Origin of the sequence: Paraburkholderia tropica (genome assembly GCF_914484835.1) — a bacterium.
Classification (GTDB): domain Bacteria; phylum Pseudomonadota; class Gammaproteobacteria; order Burkholderiales; family Burkholderiaceae; genus Paraburkholderia; species Paraburkholderia tropica_A.
Window position 1 is genome coordinate 40,457 of record NZ_CAJZAR010000030.1, and the last position, 26,277, is coordinate 66,733.

The following is a 26,277-nucleotide window of genomic DNA, read 5'->3' on the forward strand; positions in this document are numbered from 1 at the left end:
TGCCTGCGGCGAGTCCTGCATGGCCTTTTTCGTTTTCGCGCGAATTTCGCACGGAAAACCTCGCGACCGCCTGAGGCCTCATGACCGAACTCAAACGCACCCCGCTGAACGACACGCACCGCGCGCTGAACGCCCGCATGGTCGACTTCGGCGGCTGGGACATGCCCGTCAACTACGGCTCGCAGATCGACGAACATCGCGCCGTGCGCACCGACGCCGGCATGTTCGATGTCTCGCACATGTGCGTCGTCGACTTCTCGGGCGCCAAGGCGCGCGACTTCTTCTCGCACGCGCTCGCCAACAACGTCGCCAAGCTGACGACGCCCGGCAAGGCGCTCTACTCCTGCATGCTCAACCCCGAAGGCGGCGTGATCGACGACCTGATCGTCTATTACTTCGCCGAGGACACGTTCCGCACCGTCGTCAACGCGGGCACGGCCGAAAAAGACATCGCCTGGTTCGAGAAGCTCAACGCCGAAGGCGGCTTCGGCCTCACCATCACGCCGCGCCGCGATCTCGCGATCGTCGCCGTGCAAGGCCCGAACGCACGCGAGAAGGTCTGGGCGGTCGCGCCCTCCTCGCGCAGCGCCACCGAAATCCTCAAGCCCTTCAACGCCGCGAAGATCGAAGCCACGCCGTTCGGCGAGCTGATGATCGCGCGCACCGGCTACACGGGCGAGGACGGCTTCGAAGTCGTGCTGCCCGCCGCCGCCGTCTGCGAATTCTGGGACGCGCTGCAACATCAGGGCGTGAAGCCCTGCGGCCTCGGCGCGCGCGACACGCTGCGTCTCGAAGCGGGCATGAACCTCTACGGCCAGGACATGGACGACGCCGTCTCGCCGCTCGACGCGGGCCTCGCCTGGACCGTCGATCTGAAGACGCCGCGCGCGTTCGTCGGCCGCGCCGCGCTCGAAGCGAACGGCACGCGCTCGACCTTCGTCGGCCTGATCCTGCAGAAGGAAAACGGCAAGGCCGGCGGCGTGCTGCGCGCCCACCAGAAAGTGCTGACGCCGCACGGCGACGGCGAGATCACGAGCGGCACCTTCTCGCCGACGATGCAGGAATCGATCGCCTTCGCGCGCGTGCCCGCGGGCGTGCAGCCGGGCGACGTCGTGCAGGTGCAGATCCGTGACAAAGCCCTTCCCGCAAGCGTGGTAAAACTGCCGTTCGTGCGCAACGGCAAGGTGCTGGTCGCCTGATCCGCAAGGATTCCGGCGCGCACGCCCACCCTTTTTCAAGCCATAAACCGAACCACGCACTGGAGCAACCATGAGCATCCCGGCCGATCTGAAATACACCGAATCGCACGAGTGGATCCGCACCGAAGCCGACGGCACGCTGACCGTCGGCGTCACCGATCACGCGCAGGAAGCGCTCGGTGACATCGTCTTCCTCGAACTGCCCGAAGCCGGCCGCGCCGTCACGGCGGGCGACGCCATCGCCGTCATCGAATCGGTCAAGGCCGCCTCGGACATCTACGCGCCGGTGTCGGGCGAGATCGTCGAATCGAACGCCGCGCTCGTCGACGCCCCCGAAGGCGTGAACGGCGCGCCCTACGAATCGTGGCTGTTCAAGATCAAGCCGGCCGCCGACGCCAAGCTCGACGCGCTGATCGACGCCGCCGCCTACGAGAAGGCCATCGGCGCCTAAACCCCGGGACGGCTTTCGTCGAAAGCCCGTCCCAACGCACAGGCGCGGCGGCATCGCGGCACACGCGACGCGCCGCCCGCGCCGGCAGGAAACCTCATGAAGCTCGAACACCCGGATCGTCTGATGAACACCTCGCCCACGGCTCTCTCGCTCGCGGCGCTCGAAGCGCACGACGCCTTCGCCGCCCGCCACATCGGCCCCGACACGGCCGACCAGCAGGCGATGCTCGACGCGCTCGGCTTCGCGTCGCGCGCGGCGCTGATCGACGCGGTGATTCCGGCGAAGATCCGCCGCACCGAAACGCTGCCGCTCGGGCCGTTCTCGCAGCCGCGCTCGGAAGCCGAAGCGCTCGCCGCGCTGCGCGTGCTCGCGGACAAGAACCAGGTGTTCCGCTCGTACATCGGGCAGGGCTATTTCGACACGCACACGCCGGCCGTCATCCTGCGCAACGTGCTCGAAAACCCGGCGTGGTACACGGCCTACACGCCGTACCAGCCGGAAATCTCGCAGGGCCGTCTGGAAGCGCTGCTGAACTATCAGCAGATGATCGTCGACCTGACGGGCCTCGCCATTTCCAACGCATCGCTGCTCGACGAAGGCACCGCCGCCGCCGAAGCGATGACGCTCGTGCAGCGCGTGGGCAAGTCGAAGTCGAACGTGTTCTTCGTCGCCGACGACGTGCTGCCGCAAACGATCGAAGTCGTGCAGACGCGCGCCAGGCCGATCGGCATCGAAGTGAAGGTCGGTCCGGCCGCCGAGGCCGCGCAGGCGAACGCCTTCGGCGTGCTGCTGCAATATCCGGGCGTGAACGGCGACGTGCGCGACTACCGCGAACTCGCTCAAGCCGTGCACGCCACGGGCGGCGCGGTGATCGCCGCCGCCGACCTGCTCGCGCTCACGCTGCTCACGCCGCCCGGCGAATGGGGCGCGGACGTGGCCGTGGGCAACTCGCAGCGCTTCGGCGTGCCGATGGGCTTCGGCGGCCCGCACGCCGCCTACCTCGCGGTGAAGGACGACTTCAAGCGCCAGATGCCGGGCCGTCTCGTCGGCGTGACCGTCGACGCGCAGGGCAACCCGGCGCTGCGCCTCGCGCTGCAAACGCGCGAACAGCATATCCGCCGCGAAAAGGCCACCTCGAACGTCTGCACGGCGCAGGCGCTGCTCGCGATCATGGCCAGCATGTACGCGGTCTATCACGGCCCGCAGGGTCTGAAGCGCATCGCGCAGCGCGTGAACCGCGTGGCCGCGATCCTCGCCGCGGGCGCGCAAAAGCTCGGCTACACGCTCGTCAACACGTCGTTCTTCGACACGATCACGTTCGAAGCGGGCGCGCGCACCCAGGCGCTGCAGGACGCGGCGCTCGCGCGCGGCATGAACCTGCGCCGCGTGAGCGACACGCGCGTGGGCGTCTCCGTCGACGAAACCACCACGCGCGGCGATCTGGCCGATCTGCTCGCCGTGTTCGCGCAAGCCGCGTTCGCGGGCGAAACGCCGTCGGTCGACGCACTCGACGCCGAACTCGCCGCCGCCAGCGCCGCCACGAATTGCACCACCTTCCCGGCATCGCTCGCGCGCGAAAGCGCCTACCTCACGCATCCGGTCTTCAACCGTCACCATTCGGAAACGGAAATGCTGCGCTATCTGCGCAGCCTGTCGGACAAGGACCTCGCGCTCGACCGTTCGATGATCCCGCTCGGCTCGTGCACGATGAAGCTCAACGCGACCTCGGAAATGCTGCCGGTCACGTGGCCCGAGTTCGGCCGCATCCACCCGTTCGCGCCCGCCGAGCAAACCGTCGGCTACCGCGAAATGGTCGATCAGCTCGAACAGATGCTCGTGGCCGCGACCGGCTACGCCGCCGTCTCGCTCCAGCCGAACGCTGGCTCGCAAGGCGAGTACGCCGGTCTGCTGATCATCCAGGCGTACCACGCCTCGCGCGGTGAAGCGCACCGCAACGTCTGCCTGATTCCCGCTTCGGCGCACGGCACGAACCCGGCGTCGGCGCAAATGGCCGGCATGCAGGTCGTGGTGGTCGCGTGCGACGCGCAAGGCAACATCGATCTCGCCGACCTCAAGGCCAAGGCCGACCAGCACGCGGCGAAGCTCGCGGCGATCATGATCACCTACCCGTCCACGCACGGCGTGTTCGAGGAAAACGTGCGCGAAGTCTGCGAGATCGTGCACGCGGCGGGCGGCCAGGTCTACGTGGACGGCGCCAACATGAACGCGATGGTCGGTCTCGCGGCGCCGGGCCAGTTCGGCGGCGACGTCTCGCACCTGAACCTGCACAAGACCTTCTGCATTCCGCACGGCGGCGGCGGCCCGGGCGTCGGTCCGGTCGCGGTCGGCGCGCACCTCGCGCAGTTCCTGCCGAACCAGCTTTCGTCGGGCTACAAGCGCTCGACCGATCAGGGCCACGGCATCGGCGCGGTCAGCGCGGCGCCCTACGGCTCGGCCTCGATCCTGCCGATTTCGTGGATGTACATCGCGATGATGGGCGCGGCGAACCTCACCGCAGCCACCGAAACCGCGATCCTCAACGCGAACTACGTGGCGAACAAGCTCGCGCCGCACTTCCCGGTGCTCTACAGCGGCCCCGGCGGCCTCGTCGCGCACGAGTGCATTCTCGACCTGCGCCCGATCAAGGACGCGAGCGGCATCACCGTCGACGACGTCGCCAAGCGCCTGATGGACTACGGCTTCCACGCGCCGACCATGAGCTTCCCGGTGCCGGGCACGCTGATGGTCGAGCCGACCGAGTCGGAGTCGAAGGAGGAGCTGGACCGCTTCATCGACGCGATGATCGCGATCCGCGAGGAAATCCGCGCCGTGGAAGACGGCCGCGCCGACGCGGAAGACAACCCGCTGCGTCACGCGCCGCACACGGCCGCCGTGGTGGTCGCCGACGGCTGGGCGCACGCTTACTCGCGCGAGCAGGCGGCGTATCCGGTTGCGTCGCTGGTCGCGCGCAAGTACTGGCCGCCGGTCGGCCGCGCCGACAACGTCTACGGCGACCGCAACCTGTTCTGCTCGTGCGTGCCGATCGCCGATTACGCCGACGAAACCGCGGGCGAATGACCGTAACAGGCGAGTAACAGTCGGGTCACGAACGAGTCACAGGTGTTGGACACCGCCATGCCGCCGCGCGACCTCCGGTTGACGCGGCGGCGTGCGCGCCGCCCTGCGACCCGCCTCGTGTCTCGCCTTGCGCCCCGACTGACGCCATTACTTTCGTTACATTTGCCGCCGCGAAACTTCGCCAAAACCCGCCAAACCGTTAACATCACACACCTGTCAGCCTTGAACCAGGGAGTCGCGCATGGCGCGGAAGGTGGGAACGGCCTTTGCCGGGCATCCGGCAATCACGCAGGCCACGGGCCGCATGGCGCGCGGCCGCGCGCGCACGCTTGCGGCGGCGTGTCTCGTGAGTGCGGGCCTCGCGGCCTTGAGCGCGGCGCAGCCGGCGCGCGCGGCGATGAACTTCTGCGCGGCGCCCGCCCTGCAGACCAGCGAGCGCACCAATGCGGACCCCGGCGTGAAAGCGCTGGTGGCCGAGGTGCAGGCGCACGTGAACGACGTGCCGCATCCGCTCGCGAAACTGCACACCGAAGGCACGCTGCCGCACGAGGGCATCTACGACCAGAGCGTGGAGGCCGAGAAGGAACTCGACCTGATGCGCAACGCGGCGCTCGCCTGGCGCGCCACCAGCGACGACCGCTTCCTGAAGCTCGTCGACCGCTTCCTGTTCGCGTGGGTCACGACCTATCAGCCGAGCTTCAATCCGATCGACGAAACGCGCTTCGAGGCGCTGATCCTCGCCTACGACATGACCGCGAGCGCGCTGCCGGTGAAGACGCGCAACGCGACCATGCTGTTTCTGAACAAGTTCGCAAACGGCTACATCCAGCAGGTGGATGCGCAGCCGCGCCCGCTCAAGGGCACGTTCGCGAACAACTGGCAGAGCCATCGGGTCAAACTCATTGCGATGACGGCGTTCACGCTCGACAACCGCAAGATGATCGCCACGGCGCAGCGCCTGTTCGTCGAGCATATCGGCGACAACGTCGCGCCCGACGGTTCCACGCTCGATTTCACCGAGCGCGACGCGCTGCACTACGTGACCTACGATTTGCAGCCGCTCGTGACGGCCGCGCTCGCCGCGCGCCGCCACAACCGCAACTGGCTGCCCGAGCGCGCGGCCAACGGCGCGACGCTCGCGGGCGCGCTCGACTGGCTCACGCCCTACGCGCTCGGCGAAAAGACGCACGACGAGTTCGTGCATTCGAGCGTGCCGTTCGACGCCAAGCGCCGCGAGGCCGGTCTGCCCGGCTACACCGGCGCCTGGGACCCGAAGAACGCCGCCGAACTGTTTCACCTCGCTGCGCGGCTCGACGGCCGCTATGCGCCGATCGCCCTGAAACTGGCAGCCACGCCACCCGCGTGGCTTGCCGTCTGCCTGCCGTTGCCGGCGCGCTGATCGCGCGTTTCGGGTTGCAGCGGTGGCGCATGTATTCGATGCCGCGCACCGCACCGCGCTGCATCCCCTGAAACCGACACGATCAAGCAGGAGCAGTACCCATGGCAGTCAGCGTTTTCGATCTTTTCAAAATCGGCATCGGGCCGTCCAGCTCGCACACGGTCGGACCGATGCGCGCGGCCCTGATGTTCGCCGAAGGACTCGAGCGCGACGGGCTGCTCGCGCCCACCGCCTCGGTGAAGGTCGAGCTGTACGGCTCGCTCGGCGCGACCGGCAAGGGCCACGGCACCGACCGCGGCGTCATGCTCGGCCTGATGGGCGACGCGCCCGACACCGTCGACCCCGAGACCATCAACCAGCGTCTCGAAGCCGTGCGCACCTCGCGCCTGCTCGCGCTGCTCGGCCATCACACGATTCCGTTCGTGATGAAGGAGCACATCGCGTTCTATCGCCAGGCGCTGCCCGAGCATCCGAACGGCATGAAGCTGCGCGCGCTCGACGCCAACGGCGCGACGCTGCGCGAAAGCACCTACCTCTCGGTGGGCGGCGGTTTCGTCGTCACGGCGGGCGCGCCGAACACCAAGGTGCTGGCCGCCGCGCAGCAGATGCCGCATGCGTTCACCTCCGGCGCGGAACTGCTCGCGCTGTGTGCGTCGACGGGCAAAAGCATCGCGCAGCTGATGCTCGAAAACGAGCGCATCTGGCATAGCGACGAGGAAATCCGCACCGGCCTCCTGCGCATCTGGGACGTGATGCAGGCCTGCGTGTCGCGCGGCTGTGGCATCAACAATCCCGACGCCGACGGCACGCTGCCCGGCCCGTTCCAGGTCAAGCGCCGCGCGCCGACGCTCTATCGCGCGCTCACCGCGCATCCCGAGCGCGCGCTGCAAGATCCGCTCTCGATGATCGACTGGATCAATCTCTACGCGATCGCCGTGAACGAGGAAAACGCCGCGGGCGGCCGCGTCGTCACCGCGCCCACCAACGGCGCGGCCGGCATCATCCCCGCCGTGCTGCACTACTACGTGCGCTTCACGCCGGGCGCGAACGAGCAAGGCGTGATCGACTTCCTGCTCACGGCCGCCGCGATCGGCATTCTCTACAAGCTCAACGCGTCGATCTCGGGCGCGGAAGTCGGCTGCCAGGGCGAAGTGGGCGTGGCCTGCTCGATGGCGGCGGGCGCGCTCGCCGCCGTGCTCGGCGGCACGCCGCTACAGGTGGAGAACGCCGCCGAAATCGGCATGGAACACAACCTCGGCCTGACCTGCGATCCGGTCGGCGGCATGGTGCAGATTCCCTGCATCGAGCGCAACGCGATGGCCTCGGTGAAGGCCGTGAACGCCGCGCGCATGGCGCTTCGCGGCGACGGCGCGCATTATGTCTCGCTCGATTCGGTCATCAAGACGATGCGCGAAACCGGCGCCGACATGAAGACCAAATACAAGGAAACGTCGCGCGGCGGGCTCGCGGTCAACATCGTCGAATGCTGATGTGAGCGCGTGCGGCTGCTGACGTCACCCGAAGCGACTCGAAGCGACTGGAAGCAACTCGAAACGATCCACCCGATTCACGACAAGAACGAAGGAGATGGCATCGCCATGCAGCAGCCGAACGAACCGAATCGCGCCGATCACGACAACAAGGCCAGCGTGACCGGCGCGCGCCTCGTCGTCGATGCGCTCGTCGCCAATGGCGTCGAGCGCGTGTTTTGCGTGCCCGGCGAGAGCTATCTTGCCGTGCTCGACGCGCTCGCCGACGAGACCACGCGCATCGACACCCTCGTGTGCCGTCACGAAGCCGCCGCCGCCAACATGGCCGAAGCGGTCGGCAAGCTCACGGGCAAGCCGGGCGTGGCGCTCGTCACGCGCGGGCCGGGCGCGACGCACGCCTCGATCGGCGTGCACACCGCGTTTCAGGATTCGTCGCCGATGATCCTGCTGATCGGCCAGGTCGCGCGCGAGCAGATGGACCGCGAGGCGTTTCAGGAAATCGACTATCGGCGCATGTTCGGCCAGATGGCGAAGTGGGTCGCGCAAATCGACGACGCGCGCCGCGTGCCCGAATACCTGAGCCACGCGTTTCATGTGGCGATGTCGGGGCGTCCCGGTCCCGTCGTGCTCGCGCTGCCCGAGGACATGCTCAGCGGCGCGATTCCCGCCGCCGAAGCGCAAGCCACGCCGCCCGCCGCGCAGCGCGTGCAGGCCTCGCCGTCGCAGGCGCAGATCGAGCGCGTGCGCGATCTGCTCGCGAACGCGAAGCAGCCGTTCGTGATCGCGGGCGGCCACGGCTGGACGCCGCAGGCGTGCGCCGATCTGCAACGTTTCGTCGAGAACTGGCAGTTGCCCGTGGGCCTCGCGTTCCGCTTCCAGGACACGCTCGACAACGATCATCCGAACTACGCGGGCGACGTGGGCCTCGGCGCGAATCCGGCGCTGAGCGCGCGCATCCGCGAAGCCGACGTGCTGCTCGCGCTCGGGCCGCGTCTGGGCGAAGCCACCACGGCGGGCTATGCGCTGCTCGATATTCCGAAGACGAAGCAGACGCTCATTCACGTGCATCAGGGCGCGGAAGAACTCGGGCGCGTCTATGCCGCCGATCTGCCGATCGTCTCCGGTCTCGCGGAGTTCGCCGCGCAACTGGCCGCGCTGCCCGCGCCCGATTCGGTCGCCTGGACCGGCAGCGCGACGCAGGCGCACGACGCCTATCTCGCGTGGCGCGCGCCGCGCCCGATGCCCGGCGACGTGCAACTCGGCGAAGTGATGCAGCAACTGCGCGCGCGCCTGCCCGACGACGCCATCGTCACCAACGGCGCGGGCAACTACGCGACGTGGCTGCATCGGCATTTCGCGTATCGACACTTCCGCTCGCAGCTCGCGCCCACCAGCGGCGCGATGGGTTACGGCGTGCCCGCGGCCATCGCGGCGAAGTCGCTGTATCCGCAACGCGCCGTGGTCGCGCTCGCGGGCGACGGCTGTTTCATGATGGCCTCGTCCGAACTTGCGACGGCGATGCAGTACGGCCTGAACGTGGTGTTCATCGTCGTGAACAACAGCCACTACGGCACGATCCGCATGCATCAGGAGCGCAACTATCCGGACCGCGTGCACGGCACGCAGCTCACCAATCCGGATTTCGCGGCCTTCGCGCAGTCGTTCGGCGCGCACGGCGAAACAGTGACGAGCACGGCGCAGTTCGCGGGTGCCCTCGATCGCGCGTTGAACGCGGGCAAGCCCGCGCTGATCGAGATTCGCGTGACGAAGGAAGCGAGCACGCCCGCCGCCACGCTCGAACAGGTTCGCGAACAGGGGCGCAAGGCGCGAGCGCAGTGAAGTGCCATCAAGTCGTTAGCGATCCTGAATAGCCTCACCTTTCGCGCGAGTCGCGCACCGTCGCGATCGAAGCCCAAACAAAAAGCCCCGCAGGTTTGAAGCCTGCGGGGCTTTTTTACAGCGCCTGACCGCGCAGAGCGGTCAGGGTCAGGCAGCGATTACTTGCCGCCCACGCTTTGCAGCGTCGTCCACTTGCCGTCGACGACCTTGTACAGCGTGATGCCGCCGTTCTTCAGGTCGCCCTTCGCGTCATACGCGAGGTCAGCCGACGTGACCGACGGCATGCTCGTCTTCGCGAGGAACGGCAGGTACTTCGCCGGGTCGGTCGAGTTGGCCTTCTTCATGGCGTCGAACATGGCCATCGCGCCGTCGTAAGCGTACGGCGAGTACGTCTGGACGTCTTCACCGAAGCGCTTCTTGTACTTCTCGACGTAGTCCTTGCCGCCAGGCATCTGGTCGAGCGGCAGGCCCGCCAGCGAAGCCACCGTGCCGTTGGCCGCGTCGCCCGCGATCTTCAGGAACGTCGGCGTGTGGACCATTTCGCCGCCCATCAGCGGCGCCTTGATGCCCAGCGACTTCATCTGCTTGACCATCGGCGCGGCTTGCGAATCGGCGCCGCCGAAGTAGACGAGGTCGGGGTTCATCGCCTTGGCCTTCGTCAGGACCGACTTGAAGTCGACGGCCTTGTCGTTGGTGTATTCGCGGTCGATGATGTTGCCGCCCGCAGCCTTCGCAGCCTTCGCGAATTCGTCGGCGAGACCCTGGCCGTAAGCCGTGCGGTCGTCGATCACGACGATCTTCTTCAGGCCCAGGTTCTTCACCGCGAACGCGCCGGCCACCGAGCCTTGCTGCGTGTCCGAGGTCATCATGCGGAACGTGGTCTTGAAGCCTTGCTGCGTGTACTCAGGCGCGGTCGCCATGGCGATCTGCGGGATGCCTGCGTTCGCGTAGATGCGCGAAGCCGGGATCGTCGTGCCCGAGTTGAAGTGGCCGAGCATGCCCTTGATGCCGTCGTCGACGAGCTTCTGCGCGACCGTCGTGCCCGTGCGCGGGTCAGCCTGGTCGTCCGCCGAATCCAGCACGAAGTGAACCGGCTTGCCGCCGATCACCGGCTTGGTCGCGTTCATTTCCTCGACGGCCAGCGTGATGCCGTTCTGGAAGTCCTTGCCGTAGTGCGCCTGCGCACCGGTCATCGGGCCCGCGAAACCAATCTTGACGTCTTCCGCCTGCTGCGCCTGCGCGGTCCCCGCCAGCGACAGGGCCGCAACCAGCGCTGCGCCTGCCAGCTGCTTCATCGTGTGTTGCATAGCTTCTCCTTGGTACCAGGTATCAAATGAGCGGCTTCGGCGCGAGCCTTGCCGCTTCCTTGTCTTGAGACGATCGACAGTATGGACTGTGCTTAGCCGATCGTCATCAGATTTGCATTACCGCCTGCGGCCGCGGTATTCACGCTCACCGAGCGTTCCGTGAGCAGGCGTTCGAGCGCGTAATCTTCGTCGCCGTTGGCGAGCGCATGCGCCGCCACGCCTTGCACCGAGACGATCGGACCGCCGCGCTTGGCCACGTCCTTCACGAGACCGAGCAGTTCGTCGCTGTCGCCTTCGAACAGCACGGCGTCGAAGTCGGCATCGGCCGTCTTCTTGATCGCAACGTGCGGCTTCAGCGAAGCAGGCAGCGCGGTCACCAGCGCTTCACCGGCCGCGCCCTGGAACAGCGCGCGGTTGCCCGTCGCCAGCACGACCGCGAGTTGCGCGCGCGCGCCGGTCGGCGTCGAGGCCACGCACAGCACCGTGCCGCGCGCCGAAAGCGTGTAGGTGTTGCGCTCGCCCGTCGGGCCAGGCAGCACGGCCGTGGCGCCCGCGAGCACGTATTCCAGATAGCCTTCGCAGCGCGCCGCGAGTGCCGGTTCGCGTTCGGCGATCAGCCAGTCGCGCAGCACCGCGAGATTCGCTTGCGCCGACTGCGGACGCTCGCCGTTCTCGCCTTGCGGCATGTCGACCACCAGCGCCTTCGTGAGCGACTGCGGCAGACCCGCCGGACGCTTGGCCAGCAGACGCGACAGATACAGCGCGCCACCAGCCTTCGGACCCGTGCCCGACAGCCCTTCGCCGCCGAACGGCTGCACGCCGACCACCGCGCCGATCACGTTGCGGTTCACGTAGATGTTGCCCACATGCGCGCGGCCCACGACGTGCGCGATCGTTTCGTCGATACGCGTGTGGATGCCGAGCGTGAGGCCGTAACCCGTCGCGCGGATCTGTTCGAGCAGCTTGTCGAGCTGGCTGCGGCGATAGCGGATCACGTGCAGCACCGGGCCGAACACTTCGCGCTTGAGTTCGTCGAGGCTGTCGATTTCGATCAGCGTCGGCGGCACGAAGGTGCCTGCGCCGCAGCTGTCGGCCATCGACATCTGCGTGACCTTGCGGCCCTTCTCGCGCATCGTCGCGACGTGCGTGTCGATACCGCGCTTGGCTTCCACGTCGATCACCGGACCGACGTCGGCCGAGAGACGATCAGGATTGCCAATCGCCAGTTCCTTCATCGCGCCCGTGAGCATTTCGAGCGTGCGCTCGGCCACATCGTCTTGCAGACACAGCACGCGCAGCGCCGAGCAGCGCTGGCCCGCCGAGTCAAACGCGCTTTGCAGCACATCGGCGACGACCTGTTCCGCGAGCGCCGACGAATCGACGATCATCGCGTTCTGACCACCCGTTTCGGCGATCAGCGGAATCGGACGGCCATCCGAATCCAGTCGTTGCGAGAGCGTCTTGTTGATCAGGCGCGCGACTTCGGTCGAGCCCGTGAACATGACGGCGCGCGTGCGGTGATCGGCGACCAGCGCCGCGCCCACGGTTTCGCCATCGCCCGGCAGCAGTTGCACCGCACCGGCAGGCACGCCCGCTTCGCGCAGGATGCGCACGGCTTGCGCGGCGATCAGCGGCGTTTGTTCGGCGGGCTTCGCGAGCACCGTGTTACCGGCGGCGAGCGCGGCGGCGACCTGGCCCATGAAGATCGCCAGCGGGAAATTCCACGGGCTGATACAGACGACCGGACCGAGCGGACGATGCGTGTCGTTCGAGAATTCCTCGCGGATCTGCGTCGAGTAATAGCGCAGGAAGTCGATCGCTTCGCGGATTTCCGCAACGGCGTTCGGCAGCGACTTGCCCGCTTCGCGCACGATCAGGCCCATCAGCGTGTGCATCTGCGCTTCGAGCAGATCGGCGGCGCGCGCGAGGCAGTCGGCGCGCGCATCGACGGGCGTGGCCTGCCAGATCGGCGCGGCGGCGACAGCGTGCGAGAGCGCGGCGCTCACGTGCTCGCTCGTCGCTTCCACCACGGTGCCGACCAGATCGCGATGATCGGCCGGATTGCGCACGTCGCGCGCGGTGCCTTCGGCCTGATCGATATCGGCGAGCATCGGCGCGGCGCGCCACGGATGATGCGCGCTCGCCAGCAGCGCCGACGACAGCGACGCGAGGCGATGTTCGTTCGAGAGATCGAGGCCCATCGAATTCAGACGCTCGGCGCCGAACAGTTCGCGCGGCAGCGGAATCTTCGTGTGCGGCGCGCCCGGCGGCACGACCTTCGCGGCGTCGTCGACGGGGTTCGTCACGAGTTCGGCGACCGGCACGGTTTCATCGGCGATGCGGTTCACGAACGACGTGTTCGCGCCGTTTTCGAGCAGACGGCGCACGAGGTACGCGAGCAGCGTTTCGTGCGTACCGACCGGCGCGTAGACGCGGCACGGACGGTTCAGCTTGCCCTGCGCGAGCGGGCCCGTGACTTCTTCGTACAGCGGCTCGCCCATGCCGTGCAGGCACTGGAATTCGTACTGGCCGGGATAGTAGTTGTTGCCCGCGAGGTGATAGATCGCGGCCAGCGTGTACGCGTTGTGCGTGGCGAACTGCGGATACACCGCGTCGGGCGCGCCGAGCAGCTTCTTCGCGCACGCGAGGTACGAGACGTCCGTGTAGATCTTGCGCGTGTAGACCGGATAGCCTTCGAGGCCGTCGAGCTGCGCACGCTTGATTTCCGTGTCCCAGTACGCGCCCTTCACGAGGCGCACCATGATGCGGTGACGGCTGCGGCGCGCCAGATCGACGATGTAGTCGATCACGAACGGGCAGCGCTTCTGGTACGCCTGCACCACGAAGCCGATACCGTTCCAGCCCGCGAGTTCCGAATCGAAACAGAGCGCTTCGAGCAGGTCGAGGGAGAGTTCGAGGCGGTCGGCTTCTTCGGCGTCGATATTGAGGCCGATGTCGTAGCGGCGCGCGAGAACCGCGAGCGCACGCACGCGCGGCAGCAGTTCGTTCATCGTGCGTTCCTGCTGCGCGCGCGAGTAGCGCGGATGCAGAGCGGAAAGCTTGATCGAGATGCCCGGGCCTTCGTAAATGCCGCGTCCGCCCGCGGCCTTGCCGATCGCGTGGATCGCCTGCTCGTACGAGGCGTAGTAACGCTGCGCGTCGGCTTCGGTCGTGGCCGCTTCGCCGAGCATGTCGTACGAGTAGCGGAAGCCGCGCGCTTCGAACTTGCGGCTGTTCGCGAGCGCCTCGGAGATGTTTTCGCCGGTGACGAACTGCTCGCCCATCAGGCGCATCGCCATGTCGACGCCCTTGCGGATCAGCGGCTCGCCGCCCTTGCCGATCATGCGCGTGAGCGCCGACGACAGACCCGTCTCGCTATTCGTCGTGACCAGCTTGCCGGTGATCATGAGGCCCCAGGTCGCGGCGTTCACGAACAGCGACGGCGCGTGGCCCACGTGCGATTTCCAGTCGCCCTTGCTGATCTTGTCGCGGATCAGCGCGTCGCGCGTGGCGCGGTCGGGAATGCGCAGCAGCGCTTCGGCGAGGCACATCAGCGCGACACCTTCCTGGCTCGACAGCGAGAACTCGTGGATCAGGCCTTCGACGCCGCCGCCCGTGCGCTTGGCGCGCAGCGTTTCGACGAGCTTGGTCGCGAGCTTGGTGACGTCGCCGGTCAAATTGGCGGGCAGGCGCGCTTCGCCGATCAGGAACGGCACGCACTCCGGCTCCGGGCGGCGGTACGCGGCCGTGATGGCCGCGCGCAGCACCGACTGCGGTTGCACGTTTTGCGCGAATTCGAGGAAGGGATGCGAGGCGTACTCGTCGGGGCCGTCGGTGGAACCGTCGCCCAGATCGGTAGCGCCGACGTGGCCGTTCAGTTCCGGCGGCAGCTGGCCGTGCTCGATCTTCTCGAGGTAAGCGAAGATGGCCTGCTTGATGAGCCAGTGCGGGGTGCGCTCGAGGCGCGTGGCGGCGTCTTTGAGCCGCGAGCGGAGGAGGTCGTCGACCTTGACGCCAAGGGTGGTGCTAGCCATGTTTCCTTCGTATGCCGGCTGACCCGCACCGGCCAAGACTGAAAAAGTTGGCGAATCGTACCCCTCCAATTAAAAAGGTGCAACCATTCAAAATGTCTGGTTGCACCCCGCGTGAAGCCCCGTGTGGCCTGGGTTTGCGCCGGATGCCCGCCAGTCGTGGCAGTGCGGCTGCACTCGGTATTTTCCCTGGCCCACACTTTCTGGGTAACCCTAATCGTTTCTGTCGCCGTGCCGTTATACAAAGAACAACGGGGAGCCGGACGTTCGAACCGGCGCGAGGACCAAAAAATGGAAAAGTGGCTGGTGGTGGCAGGTGTCTGGAGCATGTGCGCGCTGTGCGCCGTGCTGTTCATTCGTGGCGCGACGTTGTCGGAGACGCGCAAGCTGCGCGTCGCCCGCGCCGATCAGGGAGACGCGTCGGGAGCGGCGAAGCGCTAAGGCGCCGACAGCAGGCAACGGGGGTTGCCCGCCAGGCGCGTCAGATATCGAGCGGATCGACTTCGAGATTCCAGCGCAGCACGCCGCGTAGCGCGCGCAGCGCCGGTTGCCACGCGTGCAGCGTCGCCTGCAGGGCCGCGCGCGACTGGCTCTCGATGAGCAGCTGCGCGCGGTGCACGTTCATCACCTTGACGATGGTGAGCGGCACGGCGTCGTAGGCCATCACGCGCGAGGCGGCGGGAATCGCCGTGAGCGCGGCGGCGGCTTCGGCGAGAAACGCGAGCGCGGCTTCGAGCGTGCGCCCTTCGGCGCGCAGCAAGGCCTGATAGACGAACGGCGGCAGATGCGCGTCGCGGCGCTCCTTGACCTGCGAATTCGCGAAACCCACGTAATCGTGGCGCGCGAGCGCGTGGTAGATCGCGTGACGCGGATAACGCGTCTGCACCAGCACCTCGCCGGGCAATCCGGCGCGGCCCGCACGCCCGCTCACCTGCATCAGTTGCGCGAACAGGCGCTCGCTCGCGCGGAAATCGTGCGAGAACAGCGCGTTGTCGGCGTTCAGCACGCCCACCAGCGAGACGCGCTGGAAGTCGTGCCCCTTCGCGACCATCTGCGTGCCCACGAGGATATCGACTTCGCCCGCGTGCACGTCGGAAAAGAGCGCCTGCGCGCTGCCCTTGCGGCGCGTGCTGTCGGCATCGATGCGCAGCACCCGCGCACCCGGCACCGCGCTCGCGAGCGCTTCCTCGATGCGTTGCGTGCCGCGTCCCATCGGCGCGATATCGACGTTGCCGCACTCCGGGCACGAATGCGGAATGCGCGCTTCCCAGCCGCAGTGATGGCAGCGCAGCGCCCGTTCGGGCTTGTGCAGCACGACGTAGGCGCTGCAGCGCGGACAGCCCGCGACCCAGCCGCAGGCGTCGCAGGCGAGCGTCGGCGCATAGCCACGCCGGTTCAGAAAAATCAGGCTCTGCTCGCCGCGCTCCAGGCGCGCCTTCATGGCCGCGACCAGCGGGCCGGACAGCCCCTCGAACGAGGCGCGCCCGCGCCGCCGCTCCTCTTCCAGATCGATCAGCTTGACCGTCGGCAGCACGGCGTCGGCCATCGCGCGCCGTGACAGCGTGAGGCGCGTATAGCGGCCCTGATCGGCCTGCCACCAGCTTTCCAGCGACGGCGTGGCCGAGCCCAGCACGACCGGAATGGCGAGCTGCTTGGCGCGCCACACAGCCAGATCGCGCGCCGAGTAGCGCAGCCCTTCCTGCTGCTTGTAGGCGGGATCGTGCTCCTCGTCGACGACGATCATCGCCAGATGCGGCAGCGAGGCCATCACGGCCAGCCGCGTGCCCAGCACGATGCGCGCGCGGCCCGTATGCGCGGCGAGCCAGTGGCGCGCGCGCTCGCCTTCGGCCAGCCCGCTGTGCAGCGTGACGATCGCGCCTTCGGGCAGCACGCCCGCGAAGCGCGTGCGGAACGCCGCCTCGAACTGCGGCGTCAGATTGATTTCGGGGACCAGCACCAGCGCCTGCGCGTCGGGCTCGCGTTCGAGCCGCGCGGCCAGCGCGCGCAGATAGACCTCGGTCTTGCCGCTGCCCGTTACGCCGTGCAGCAGAAACGGCGCGAAGCCGCTCGAATCGACAATCGCTTCGACGGCTTCCTGCTGCTCGTCGCTGAGCCGATGCGGCGCGATCGTTGCGCGGGCACCGATGTTTCCATTCGTGCTGATGGACGGGATTACGCCGCCACTCGCACCGTCGCATTCGTCGGTAGATTTTACGGTCGGGATTTGCCCGGATGCGCGCGGCGCGGCGCCGAACTCCACGCACTCGTATTCGACCCAACCCGCATCGCGCCAAGAATCGAGCGTTGCGGCGGCCTTCGGATGCAGTGCGCGCGCATCGGCGAGATCGAGTTCACCTGCGGCCACGAGCGCCTCGGCGAGACGCCGCAGCGCGGCCGCGCGGGCGGGCAGTGCGTCGGGCAACGCTTCGCGGCCCGCAGGCAGCATCCGGTAACGCTCCTCGGGCGCCAGCAGACGCCGCCAGCGCGGCGGATCGCGCAACGCCTGCGGCAGCGCCGGCAACGCGACTTCGCCCAGACCGCGCTGGTAATAGTCGGCGGCGAATTCCACGAGCGCGAGCCATTGCTGCGACAGTGGCGGGCACGACGCGCAGACCTCGATCACGTCGCGCAGCTTGTTCGCGGGCACCTCGCTGTGAGTGCTCACTTCCACGATGAGGCCCACGGACTCTCGCCGTCCGAACGGCACGCGCACGAGCATGCCCGGCCGGGGCTCGGGCCAGCCGTCGGGGTAGCGATAGTCGTAAAGCGCATCCAGCGGATGGTCGAGCGCGACACGCGCGAAACGCGTGCTCATGCAGCGCCCCCGCGCGCAGCGGCTGCGCTATGTGCGCTGGCGCACCGACGCCCGAACTTAAAGTAAACCTTCACTTTGCGCGCTAAGTTTTGGATTCCGCAGAACAATCGCGCTCCCCGTCGTCGCGCCTGTGGATAACTTTGTTGAGAACTTGATGTCGGCCCGCCGCGCCAGCCATTTTGACGCGCCTATGTGGGAAACCGCACAAAACGCCATGGAGCGGCGAAAGCCTTATCTGTCAAGGGTCTGATTGATTCTTTCGAGCCCGTCCTCGCTCGCTGCGGCAATTTTTCCCTCTTGCGCGCCGCAACGAGACAAGTGTGCATAAGTCAATGCTTGACAGAGCCCGGAGGGCGTCTGGCTGGCCTCTTGAGCCCGGTGTTACCCTGGTGCCCGGAGCCCAGCCCCTGCCCTACGCGCTGCGTTGCAACAAAAACTTCACGCAGACGCAGCGTGCAGCGCGCGGCTATGGCGATGCACTTCGTCGACGAGTTCAGCGACGCTTTCGGGCGGCGTGAACTGCGAAATGCCGTGGCCGAGATTGAAGACGTGACCCGGATGCGCGCCGAAGCTGTCGAGCACCGCGCGCGCCTGTTCGCGGATCGCGGCCGGCGACGCGAACAGCACGTTCGGGTCCAGATTGCCTTGCAGCGCCACGCGGTCGCCCACGCGCTCGCGCGCGCGGCCGAGGTTCACGGTCCAGTCGAGGCCGACTGCGTCGACGCCCGTATTGGCGATCTCGTCGAGCCACAGCCCGCCGCCCTTCGTGAAGGTGATCACCGGCACGCGTTCGCCGTCGTGCTCGCGCTTGAGCTGCGCGACCACGCGCTGGATGTAAGCAAGCGAGAAGCGCTGATAGATGCCGTCCGCGAGCGCGCCGCCCCACGTGTCGAAGATCATCACGGCCTGCGCGCCCGCTTCGATCTGCGCGTTCAGATACGCGGCCACGGCCTGCGCGTTGACTTCGAGAATGCGCTCCATGAGGTCGGGGCGCGCGTACAGCATCGACTTCACGGTGCGGAAATCGTCCGAGCCGCCGCCTTCGACCATATAGCACGCGAGCGTCCACGGGCTGCCCGAGAAACCGATCAGCGGCACGCGCTGACGGCCCTGGCCGTCGGTGAGCGCGCGGCGAATTTCGCGCACGGCGTCGGTCACATAGCCGAGCGTCTCGCCGATGTCGGGCACGGCGAGCTTCGCCACGTCTTCCTCGGTGCGCACCGGATGCGCGAACTTCGGACCCTCGCCCGCCTGGAACGACAGGCCGAGACCCATCGCGTCGGGAATCGTGAGGATGTCCGAGAACAGGATGGCGGCGTCGAGCGGATAGCGTTCGAGCGGCTGCAGCGTGACTTCGGTCGCGTAATCGGGATTCTTCGCGAGGCCGAGGAAACTGCCCGCGCGGCTGCGCGTGGCGTTGTATTCCGGCAGATAACGGCCTGCCTGGCGCATCAGCCAGATCGGCGTGTACTCGGTCGGCTGACGCAGCAATGCGCGCAGGAAGGTGTCGTTCAGAAGGGTGTGGGCCACGTGCGGAGGCGCTTGCGCGCGAGATTCGGAAGCAGACCGCTATTTTACCGGACCGGCGCGTACGGCATGGCGTTGATGGACGGCATAAGCGCAAGACACGGACACCACGAAGGCTCCACGAGGTCTCGATCAGGCGCTGCGTCGCGCCTGCGACCGTGGAACGGCGACCACTCGCCGCACCACCGGGATGCCGCCGCCGCGCCCGCGCGCTACCAGGTCTGTCCATGCTTAACGCGTGAGGACGCGCGGACTATGATCGACTACCTTTCCGAATCAATACATCGCGTCCAACAAAGGACGAGGAGACACGCAGCATGAAGAAGAACAAGGCGCTCGCCGCCACTGGCGCGCTCGTCGCCGCCTTGCTGGCCGCGCTCGCGGGCACACCGAGCGCATTCGCGCAGTCGAATCCCGGTGCGGCCCCGAGTCCGAATCCAAACGCCGCCGCGCCCTCGCGCCTCGACGATGTGCTCGCGCGCGGCACGCTGCGCGCCTGCACGACCGGCGACTACAAGCCCTACTCGTTCTACAAGCCGGATGGCACGTTCGAAGGCATCGACATCGACATGGCGGAGTCGCTCGCGAAGTCGCTGGGCGTGAAGGCCGAGTTCGTGAAGACCACGTGGTCCAACCTCATGACCGACTTCCTCGCGAAGTGCGACGTCGCGGTGGGCGGCGTCTCGACCACGCTCGAACGTCAGAAGCGCGCGTTCTTCACCGAGGCGTATCAGGTCGACGGCAAGACGCCCATCGTGCGCTGCGACGACGTGAACAAGTATCAGAGCGTCGCGCAGATCGATCAGCCCGGCACGCGCGTGATCGTGAATCCGGGCGGCACGAACGAGCGCTTCGCGAAGCAGTTCTTTCCGCACGCGAACCTCACCGTGTATCCCGACAACGTGACGATCTTCAAGCAGATCCTCGCGGGTAAGGCCGATGTCATGGTGACCGACGCCTCCGAAACGCTCCTGCAGCAGAAGCTCAATCCGGGCCTGTGCTCGGTGCATCCCGACAAGCCGTTCCAGTACGGCGAGAAAGCGTGGATGGTGCCGCGCGGCGACGTCGTGTTCCAGCAGTACGTCGATCAATGGCTGCATCTCGCGCGCGCGAGCGGCGAGTATCAGTCGATCTCGGACAAGTGGCTGAAGTGAGCGCCAAGGATCTTGCCGAGGCGTAGACTCATGAAGCATCGATGCGGCTTGCGTCACTGACGCGGCTCGCACCGCTCGCTCATTCGTTAAACGATATGACGAGTTGCAACGACTCGTTGCACCGCCACATGATCGTCGCGCAAACGATGCGCGCGCGACGATGTGCGGATGCCGCATGCATCCGCCGCGATACGCGCGGCGCTCAGGTGACAGAAACGGCGTATCGCCCGCATGGCGGGACTTTCTTCATGCGAAAGGAATTTCGCTCGACGCTAACGTTTGCGCGCGGTCTGACAGCGCCCGAAAATGCCGGTAAAAATGACGGCTCGAAAACGCTCAGGACGGCAAAAAATCCCGCGGAGCCTTATCTGGCGGGCGTTACAACCTGAAACACTTTGTTACCGCGAAGGTTCATTAATTCGCCCACAATGCCTTCAACGGTTTCAACACGGATGTGGCTTGGTGCAAGTGTGAGCGGACACGATACACCAGCCGGTCGGCTTTATGCCGAAGCCCTCCTTAGGGGCATCCTTGCTGGAGCCGTGACCGGCGTCTCGTACGTTTCATCAGCCGGCTCCTCCTTTGGTCTCCTCGCGCTAACCCCGTAGCGTGTGGTTTTTAGCGGGCTCCAGGCCCGCTTTTTTTTCGTCCGCGTTTTCCCTTCCCTCTCGTTTTCCCTCGGTTTTTCCCACGTTTTTCCGATCTTTTGACGGTTTGCGCACTCGCATATCCGCGCGATTGATTCGGCATCCCGATTATCTTTTGTCCGCACAGACGCGCCGTGAAGCCCAAAAGGAGCGGCGGCCTCGCCGCCCCTTCTTGCCCGCTCACGCCGTCTTCGGCTCGCTGATCTTCAGTTCGTCGATCATCTGTGCGCGCATCACGAACTTCTGCACCTTGCCCGTCACCGTCATCGGCAGTTCGTCGACGAAACGGATGTACTTCGGGATCTTGTAGTGCGCAATCTGCCCCTGGCAGAACGTCTGGATCTCCTCGGCCGTCGCGGCCTCGCCCGGACGCAGCACGATCCACGCGCAGACTTCCTCGCCGTACTTCGCGTCCGGCACGCCGAACACCTGCACGGTCTGCACCTTCGGATGCCGGAACAGGAACTCCTCGATCTCGCGCGGATAGATGTTCTCGCCGCCGCGAATCAGCATGTCCTTCAGGCGGCCCACGATGTTGCAGTAGCCTTCGGTGTCGAGCGTCGCGAGGTCGCCCGTGTGCATCCAGCCGTCGATGATCGATTCCGCCGTCCGGGCCTCATCGCCCCAGTAGCCGCACATCACCGAATAGCCGCGCGTGCACAACTCGCCCGTCTCGCCCACCGGCACGACGTTGCCGAGCGGATCGACGATCTTCACTTCGAGATGCGGCTGGATGCGGCCCACCGTGGTCGTGCGCTTGTCGAGCGGATCGGTGGTCGCGCTCTGGAACGAGACCGGGCTCGTCTCCGTCATGCCGTAGGCGATGGTGATCTCGGCCAGATGCATCTTCGAGACCACGCGCTTCATCGTTTCGATCGGACACGGCGAACCGGCCATGATGCCCGTGCGCAGGCGCGACAGATCGAACTTCGCGAAGTCCGGGTGATCGAGCTCGGCGATGAACATCGTCGGCACGCCATGCAGCGCCGTGCAGCCTTCCTCGGACACGGCTTCGAGCGTCGCGCGCGGATCGAAAGCCTCGCCGGGAAACACCATGTTCGCGCCGACCGACACGCACGCGAGCACCGCGAGCACCATGCCGAAACAGTGATAAAGCGGCACCGGGATACAGAGCGAATCGTCCTCGCTCAAACGCATGGCCATCGCAATGAAGCGGCCATTGTTGACGACGTTGCGGTGCGTGAGCGTCGCGCCCTTCGGGTTGCCGGTCGTGCCGCTCGTGAACTGGATGTTGATCGGATCGTCGGGCGAGAGCGTGGCGCCCAGCGCGTCGAGCCAGGCCGTGCCGTCGCGCGCGAGCCGCTCGCGGCCCAGTTCGATCAGCTCGCTGAAGTTGAGCATGCCGGGCGAGGCGGTGTCGCACATGCGGATCACCGTGCGCAGCGCGGGCAGCCGCGCCGCGTGCAGATCGCCGGGCTGCGCGCTCGCGAGTTCCGGCGCGAGCGTCTGCAGCATCTCCAGATACTTCGAGGTCTTGAAGCTTTCCGCCGCCACGATGGCCTTGCAGCCGACCTTGTTCAGCGCGTATTCGAGCTCCGCGAGCCGGTAAGCCGGATTGATGTTGACGAGCACCGCGCCGAGGCGCGCGGTCGCGAACTGCGTGAGCAGCCATTCGCAGCGATTGGGCGACCAGATGCCCACGCGATCGCCCTTCTCGATGCCCAACTCCGCGAGACCTGCCGCCATCACGTCGACTTCGGTCGCGAACTCACGCCAACTCCAGCGAATGCCCTGCTCGCGAAACACCACGGCGGGCCGCTCGGGGAACCGGCTGACGGTTTCGCGCAGGAAATCACCGATGGTGGCGTCGGAGAGCGGCGTGGCGGTCGTGCCGCGCACGTAGGAAAGACCGTCCTGCGGCGCGATGAGCGCTTCGCGCGCGGCCGCCGCGCGTGCTGCGTCGATTGCCATGGTGGCTGTCTCCTGCGGGAGTCGCGCTCCCGTTGAAATGATTTTGAAATCTATTCTCCACCGCGACGGGCGGCGGCGGCATCAAGTTTTACCCGCAGCGCAGGCTGCCAGGCCCGGGCGCAGCGCCGCGCGGCGGCACGCTCGAAGGCATGATTTCGCATTACCTTTCCGTAAACGTCAAGTAGTTTGTTCCCGGCTTGCCGACCGGCACGCGGCGACCGGCGCTTCGGTGCGCTCCGGCGCGCTTCGACTCGTTTTCCGCTGGTGATCTGCGCGCTGCGGGTCGCCTCTCTGGCTTATTCCCGCGCAAGTTTTGGCGCTTTTCCCCCGCCGCATTGCGACATCGCGTCACGCTCTCTCAAACGTCTGATGGACTTTAACGACGTTTCGTAATGCAATCGCCGCTGCTTTTCAGACGTCTAACGAAGTTTTGACTTCGGCCTATTAGTTCGTAGTTCTTATCAACTTGATGCGTAGGAAATTTCGCCACCTGGAGTCTCGATGAACACCACCGCTTATTGCCGCCTCATCCTCACGAAGAAAATCTGGGCCGCTGTGCCCGGCTCCGACGCCAACGGCTATTCCGATCCCGCCGACACGATCCAGTACGCGTTCGGCGTCGTGCCGGAAGGCACGCATTTCCGCGACTTCGCGAACGCGGACGGCTCGGTCGACGCGCGCAAACTGACCGGCGGCGTCCTGATCGTGACAGGCGACAACAAGACCTCTCTGGAACTCGCACCCGGGCGCTACTGGCTCTACGAATTCGTGATCGGCCGCGATGCCGACGGCGTCTCGCCGCGCTATTCGCAGCGCGGCGGCTGGGACTTCACGGCGCTCGTCGACGGCGAACGACGCGCGCCGGTCGACGACATCGACGGCGCCGTGCTGTTCGAGGTCGGTGCGCAAACGCGCGAATTGAGCATCGTCGGCATCAACAAATCGGTGTGCGTGCAGATCGACAAGCGCTTGAGCAGCGGCACGGGGCGCACGAACGGCGTGCTGTTCTTCGGCACGAGTTCGTATCTTGGCCTCACGCAGCTGGGCTCGCCGTTTTTCGACGACAAAGCCGTGGTGCGTCTCGGCGTGACGGGCGTGGACGGCAAGGTGCGGCTCGACGGCTTCACCTCGGGCAACAACGTGTTCATCCACGAAGTCGTGCCCAAGGCGAGTTACGACGCGGGCGTGCGGCCCGAGAAAATGGACGTGCACCGGCTCGACGGCTCGTTCTGGTACAGCGCGGGATTCCCGGATGCGCACGAAGTCACCCAGGTTGAACTCGACGCGCTGCTCGCCAATCCCAAGTTCACGACTGCCGGGCGCGCGCTGATCCGCGCGAACCTGCACGTGGGCGACTGGCTGTTCACGAACCAGAACTACTTTGCCGAGCGTCAGGGGCTGGTGCGCGTCGAGGTGACGAACAACACCGGCAAGAAGGGCAAGCTGCGGCTGTCGAAGAAAATCTGGGCGGGCGTGCCGGGCTCCGACGCCAACGGCTATTCCGATCCCGCCGATACGATCCAGTACGCGTTCGGCGTCGTGCCGGCGGGCACGCACTACAGCGAGATCGCGCTGGTCGACGGCGCGGTCGACACCAGCAAGCTGATCGGCGGCGTGTTGACGGTGGTCGGCGCGAACACGGTCGAGCTGATGCTCGAACCCGGCCAATACTGGCTCTACGAGTTTGTGATCGGCCGCGATCCCGACGGCGTTTCGCCGCGCTATTCGCAGCGTGGCGGCTGGGATTACACGGCGCTGCTCGATGGCGTGCGACACGCGCCGGTCGACGATATCGACGGCGCCGTCGCGTTCGAGATCGGCGCGAATGTGGTGGACGTGAACATCGTCGGCATCAACAAATCACTGTGCGTCGAGATCGACAAGCGCATGAGCGCGGGCACCGGCCGCACGAGCGGCGTGCTGTTCTTCGCCACGAGTTCCTACCGCGGTCTGACGCAACTGGGATCCGAGAATTTCGACGGCAACGCGGTTGTGCGTCTCGGCGTCACGGGCGCAGACGGCAAGGTGCGGCTCGACGGCTTCGTCTCGGGCAACAACGTGTTCATTCACGAAGTCGTGCCCAAGGCGAGCTACGACGCGGGCGTGCGGCCCGAGAAAATGGACGTGCATCAGCTCGACGGCTCGTTCTGGTTCAGCGCCGGGTTCCCCGATGCGCACGAAATTACCGCGGAGGAACTGAACGCGTTACTGAGCAGCCCGAAGTTCACCGAAGCCGGGCGCGCGTTGATCCGCGCGAATATGCACGTCGGCGACTGGCTGTTCACGAACCAGAATTACTTCTATCAGCGCCAGGGCGTGATGCGCGTCGAGGTGACGAACAACAACGGCAAGAAGGGCAAGCTGCGGCTCACGAAGAAGATCTGGGCCGGCGTGCCGGGCGCCGATGCCAACGGCTATTCGAATCCCGACGACACGATTCAGTATGCGTTCGGCGTCGTGCCAGCGGGCACGCATTACGGCGACATCGCGCTGGCCGACGGCGCGGTCGACACGAGCAAACTCATCGGCGGCGTGCTCACGGTGGTGGGCGCGAACGCCGTGGAATTGCAGCTCGAACCCGGCCAGTACTGGCTCTACGAATTCGTGATCGCGCGCGACGACGACGGCGTCTCGCTGCACTACTTCCAGCGCACCGGCTGGGACTTCACGGCGCTGATCGATGGCGAGCGCCGCGCGCCCGTCGACGACATCGATGGCGCGGTGGCCTTCGAGATCGGCGCGCAAACCTCGCTGGTCGAGGTCGTGGGCATCAACAAGTCGTTGAGCGTGCAGATCGAGAAACGCTTCACGCCCGGCGCTCAAGCGAAGGAAAAGGAAGGCATCCTGTTTATCGCCACGAGCTCGTATCGGGGCGTGCTGCCGCTCTCCGACGTCCGCAATAGCGGCAACGGCAATGACCGCGCGATCGTGCGTCTCGGCGTGACGGGTCCGGGCGGCACGGTGCGGTTCGATGGCTTCACGTCGGGCAATAACGTGTTTATCCACGAGATCGTGTCGCAGGACGTCTACGACAACGGCATCATGCCGATCAGCATGAGCGTCTACGGCCTCAACGGCGCGCTGATGTTCACCTCGGAATTCAAGCTTCAGGGTGCGCTGCGTCAGGGCGAGGACTGGCGCGACAACGAGCATCAGCGCCGCATCACCGAAGCCGATCTCGACGCCCTGCTCGCCGAACCCAAGCTCACGCCCGCAGGCCGCGCGCTGATCCTCAAGCACGTGCAGGTCGGCGACTACCTGTTCTCCAATCCGCGCTCGTTGGCGGAGCGCCAGGGCGTGATGCGCGTCGAGGTGCTCAACGACAGCGGACGCGGCTAAGCGTCAGCCAGCGTGCGCGCATGAAAAAAAGGCTCCCCGGCGCAACGGCCGGGGAGCCTTTTCGATTCG

Annotated in this window: 15 protein-coding genes; 10 read left to right on the plus strand and 5 right to left on the minus strand. The window is 66.5% G+C overall.

The annotated features are described in order from the left end of the window. Positions 1-80 precede the first annotated feature (80 nt). From gcvT to LDO54_RS03795, 6 genes are all read left to right on the plus strand, one after another. Positions 81-1,199, plus strand: coding sequence for a glycine cleavage system aminomethyltransferase GcvT (gene gcvT, locus LDO54_RS03770; protein ID WP_224006574.1), 1,119 nt, complete (start codon positions 81-83; stop codon positions 1,197-1,199). Positions 1,200-1,269: 70 nt separating this feature from the next. Continuing rightward, positions 1,270-1,650, plus strand: a complete 381-nt coding sequence (gene gcvH / locus LDO54_RS03775; RefSeq protein ID WP_224006577.1) for a glycine cleavage system protein GcvH — start codon at positions 1,270-1,272, stop codon at positions 1,648-1,650. 96 nt (positions 1,651-1,746) lie between these two features. Further along, the gene (gene gcvP / locus LDO54_RS03780; RefSeq protein ID WP_224006580.1) at positions 1,747-4,728 is read left to right on the plus strand and encodes an aminomethyl-transferring glycine dehydrogenase; all 2,982 of its coding nucleotides are present in this window, start codon (positions 1,747-1,749) and stop codon (positions 4,726-4,728) included. A gap of 304 nt (positions 4,729-5,032) precedes the next feature. After that, complete coding sequence (locus LDO54_RS03785) at positions 5,033-6,127, plus strand: alginate lyase family protein (RefSeq protein WP_405045154.1); 1,095 nt, start codon at positions 5,033-5,035, stop codon at positions 6,125-6,127. A gap of 101 nt (positions 6,128-6,228) precedes the next feature. Continuing rightward, positions 6,229-7,617, plus strand: a complete 1,389-nt coding sequence (locus tag LDO54_RS03790) for an L-serine ammonia-lyase (RefSeq protein ID WP_224006583.1) — start codon at positions 6,229-6,231, stop codon at positions 7,615-7,617. Between the two features lie 108 nt (positions 7,618-7,725). Continuing rightward, positions 7,726-9,456 (plus strand): thiamine pyrophosphate-binding protein, encoded by a 1,731-nt coding sequence (locus tag LDO54_RS03795; RefSeq protein ID WP_224006586.1) that lies wholly within the window; start codon positions 7,726-7,728, stop codon positions 9,454-9,456. A gap of 158 nt (positions 9,457-9,614) precedes the next feature. Here LDO54_RS03795 and LDO54_RS03800 read toward each other — a convergent pair whose 3' ends face one another. Both LDO54_RS03800 and putA read right to left on the minus strand, forming a co-directional pair. Beyond that, entirely contained in the window at positions 9,615-10,763 is a 1,149-nt protein-coding gene (locus LDO54_RS03800) for a branched-chain amino acid ABC transporter substrate-binding protein (protein ID WP_224006590.1), read from the minus strand. Positions 10,764-10,855: 92 nt separating this feature from the next. Beyond that, positions 10,856-14,797 carry a trifunctional transcriptional regulator/proline dehydrogenase/L-glutamate gamma-semialdehyde dehydrogenase gene (gene putA, locus LDO54_RS03805; RefSeq protein WP_224006594.1) on the minus strand — a complete coding sequence of 1,314 codons (3,942 nt, stop codon included), beginning with the start codon at positions 14,795-14,797 and terminating at the stop codon, positions 10,856-10,858. Between the two features lie 288 nt (positions 14,798-15,085). Here putA and LDO54_RS03810 point away from each other — a divergent pair, with 288 nt between their 5' ends. Then, positions 15,086-15,235 carry a hypothetical protein gene (locus LDO54_RS03810; RefSeq protein WP_224006597.1) on the plus strand — a complete coding sequence of 50 codons (150 nt, stop codon included), beginning with the start codon at positions 15,086-15,088 and terminating at the stop codon, positions 15,233-15,235. A 40-nt stretch (positions 15,236-15,275) separates the two neighbouring features. Here LDO54_RS03810 and LDO54_RS03815 read toward each other — a convergent pair whose 3' ends face one another. Together LDO54_RS03815 and hemE are read right to left on the minus strand one after the other, a co-directional pair. Continuing rightward, positions 15,276-17,609, minus strand: a complete 2,334-nt coding sequence (locus LDO54_RS03815; RefSeq protein ID WP_224006600.1) for a primosomal protein N' — start codon at positions 17,607-17,609, stop codon at positions 15,276-15,278. Between the two features lie 438 nt (positions 17,610-18,047). Continuing rightward, complete coding sequence (gene hemE, locus LDO54_RS03820; protein WP_224006603.1) at positions 18,048-19,139, minus strand: uroporphyrinogen decarboxylase; 1,092 nt, start codon at positions 19,137-19,139, stop codon at positions 18,048-18,050. Between the two features lie 314 nt (positions 19,140-19,453). Between hemE and LDO54_RS03825 the strand changes: the two genes are divergently transcribed. Continuing rightward, positions 19,454-20,290 carry a transporter substrate-binding domain-containing protein gene (locus LDO54_RS03825; RefSeq protein WP_224006606.1) on the plus strand — a complete coding sequence of 279 codons (837 nt, stop codon included), beginning with the start codon at positions 19,454-19,456 and terminating at the stop codon, positions 20,288-20,290. Between the two features lie 128 nt (positions 20,291-20,418). After that, positions 20,419-20,679 (plus strand): hypothetical protein, encoded by a 261-nt coding sequence (locus LDO54_RS03830; protein ID WP_224006609.1) that lies wholly within the window; start codon positions 20,419-20,421, stop codon positions 20,677-20,679. Positions 20,680-21,117: 438 nt separating this feature from the next. Here LDO54_RS03830 and LDO54_RS03835 read toward each other — a convergent pair whose 3' ends face one another. Beyond that, positions 21,118-22,869 (minus strand): AMP-binding protein, encoded by a 1,752-nt coding sequence (locus LDO54_RS03835; RefSeq protein WP_224006612.1) that lies wholly within the window; start codon positions 22,867-22,869, stop codon positions 21,118-21,120. 501 nt (positions 22,870-23,370) lie between these two features. Here LDO54_RS03835 and LDO54_RS03840 point away from each other — a divergent pair. Next, complete coding sequence (locus LDO54_RS03840; RefSeq protein WP_224006614.1) at positions 23,371-26,208, plus strand: hypothetical protein; 2,838 nt, start codon at positions 23,371-23,373, stop codon at positions 26,206-26,208. The last annotated feature ends 69 nt before the right edge of the window (positions 26,209-26,277 follow it).

Bases quoted from the DNA above. Each gene is read 5' to 3' on its own strand.
- LDO54_RS03840 (WP_224006614.1), top strand. From the start codon at position 23,371: ATGAACACCACCGCTTATTGCCGCCTCATCCTCACGAAGAAAATCTGG.
- LDO54_RS03830 (WP_224006609.1), top strand. From the start codon at position 20,419: ATGATCGTCGCGCAAACGATGCGCGCGCGACGATGTGCGGATGCCGCA.
- LDO54_RS03800 (WP_224006590.1), bottom strand. From the start codon at position 10,763: ATGCAACACACGATGAAGCAGCTGGCAGGCGCAGCGCTGGTTGCGGCC.
- LDO54_RS03785 (WP_405045154.1), top strand. From the start codon at position 5,033: ATGGCGCGCGGCCGCGCGCGCACGCTTGCGGCGGCGTGTCTCGTGAGT.
- putA (WP_224006594.1), bottom strand. From the start codon at position 14,797: ATGGCTAGCACCACCCTTGGCGTCAAGGTCGACGACCTCCTCCGCTCG.
- gcvP (WP_224006580.1), top strand. From the start codon at position 1,747: ATGAAGCTCGAACACCCGGATCGTCTGATGAACACCTCGCCCACGGCT.
- LDO54_RS03825 (WP_224006606.1), top strand. From the start codon at position 19,454: ATGAAGAAGAACAAGGCGCTCGCCGCCACTGGCGCGCTCGTCGCCGCC.
- LDO54_RS03815 (WP_224006600.1), bottom strand. From the start codon at position 17,609: ATGAGCACGCGTTTCGCGCGTGTCGCGCTCGACCATCCGCTGGATGCG.
- LDO54_RS03790 (WP_224006583.1), top strand. From the start codon at position 6,229: ATGGCAGTCAGCGTTTTCGATCTTTTCAAAATCGGCATCGGGCCGTCC.
- gcvT (WP_224006574.1), top strand. From the start codon at position 81: ATGACCGAACTCAAACGCACCCCGCTGAACGACACGCACCGCGCGCTG.
- gcvH (WP_224006577.1), top strand. From the start codon at position 1,270: ATGAGCATCCCGGCCGATCTGAAATACACCGAATCGCACGAGTGGATC.
- LDO54_RS03835 (WP_224006612.1), bottom strand. From the start codon at position 22,869: ATGGCAATCGACGCAGCACGCGCGGCGGCCGCGCGCGAAGCGCTCATC.
- LDO54_RS03810 (WP_224006597.1), top strand. From the start codon at position 15,086: ATGGAAAAGTGGCTGGTGGTGGCAGGTGTCTGGAGCATGTGCGCGCTG.
- LDO54_RS03795 (WP_224006586.1), top strand. From the start codon at position 7,726: ATGCAGCAGCCGAACGAACCGAATCGCGCCGATCACGACAACAAGGCC.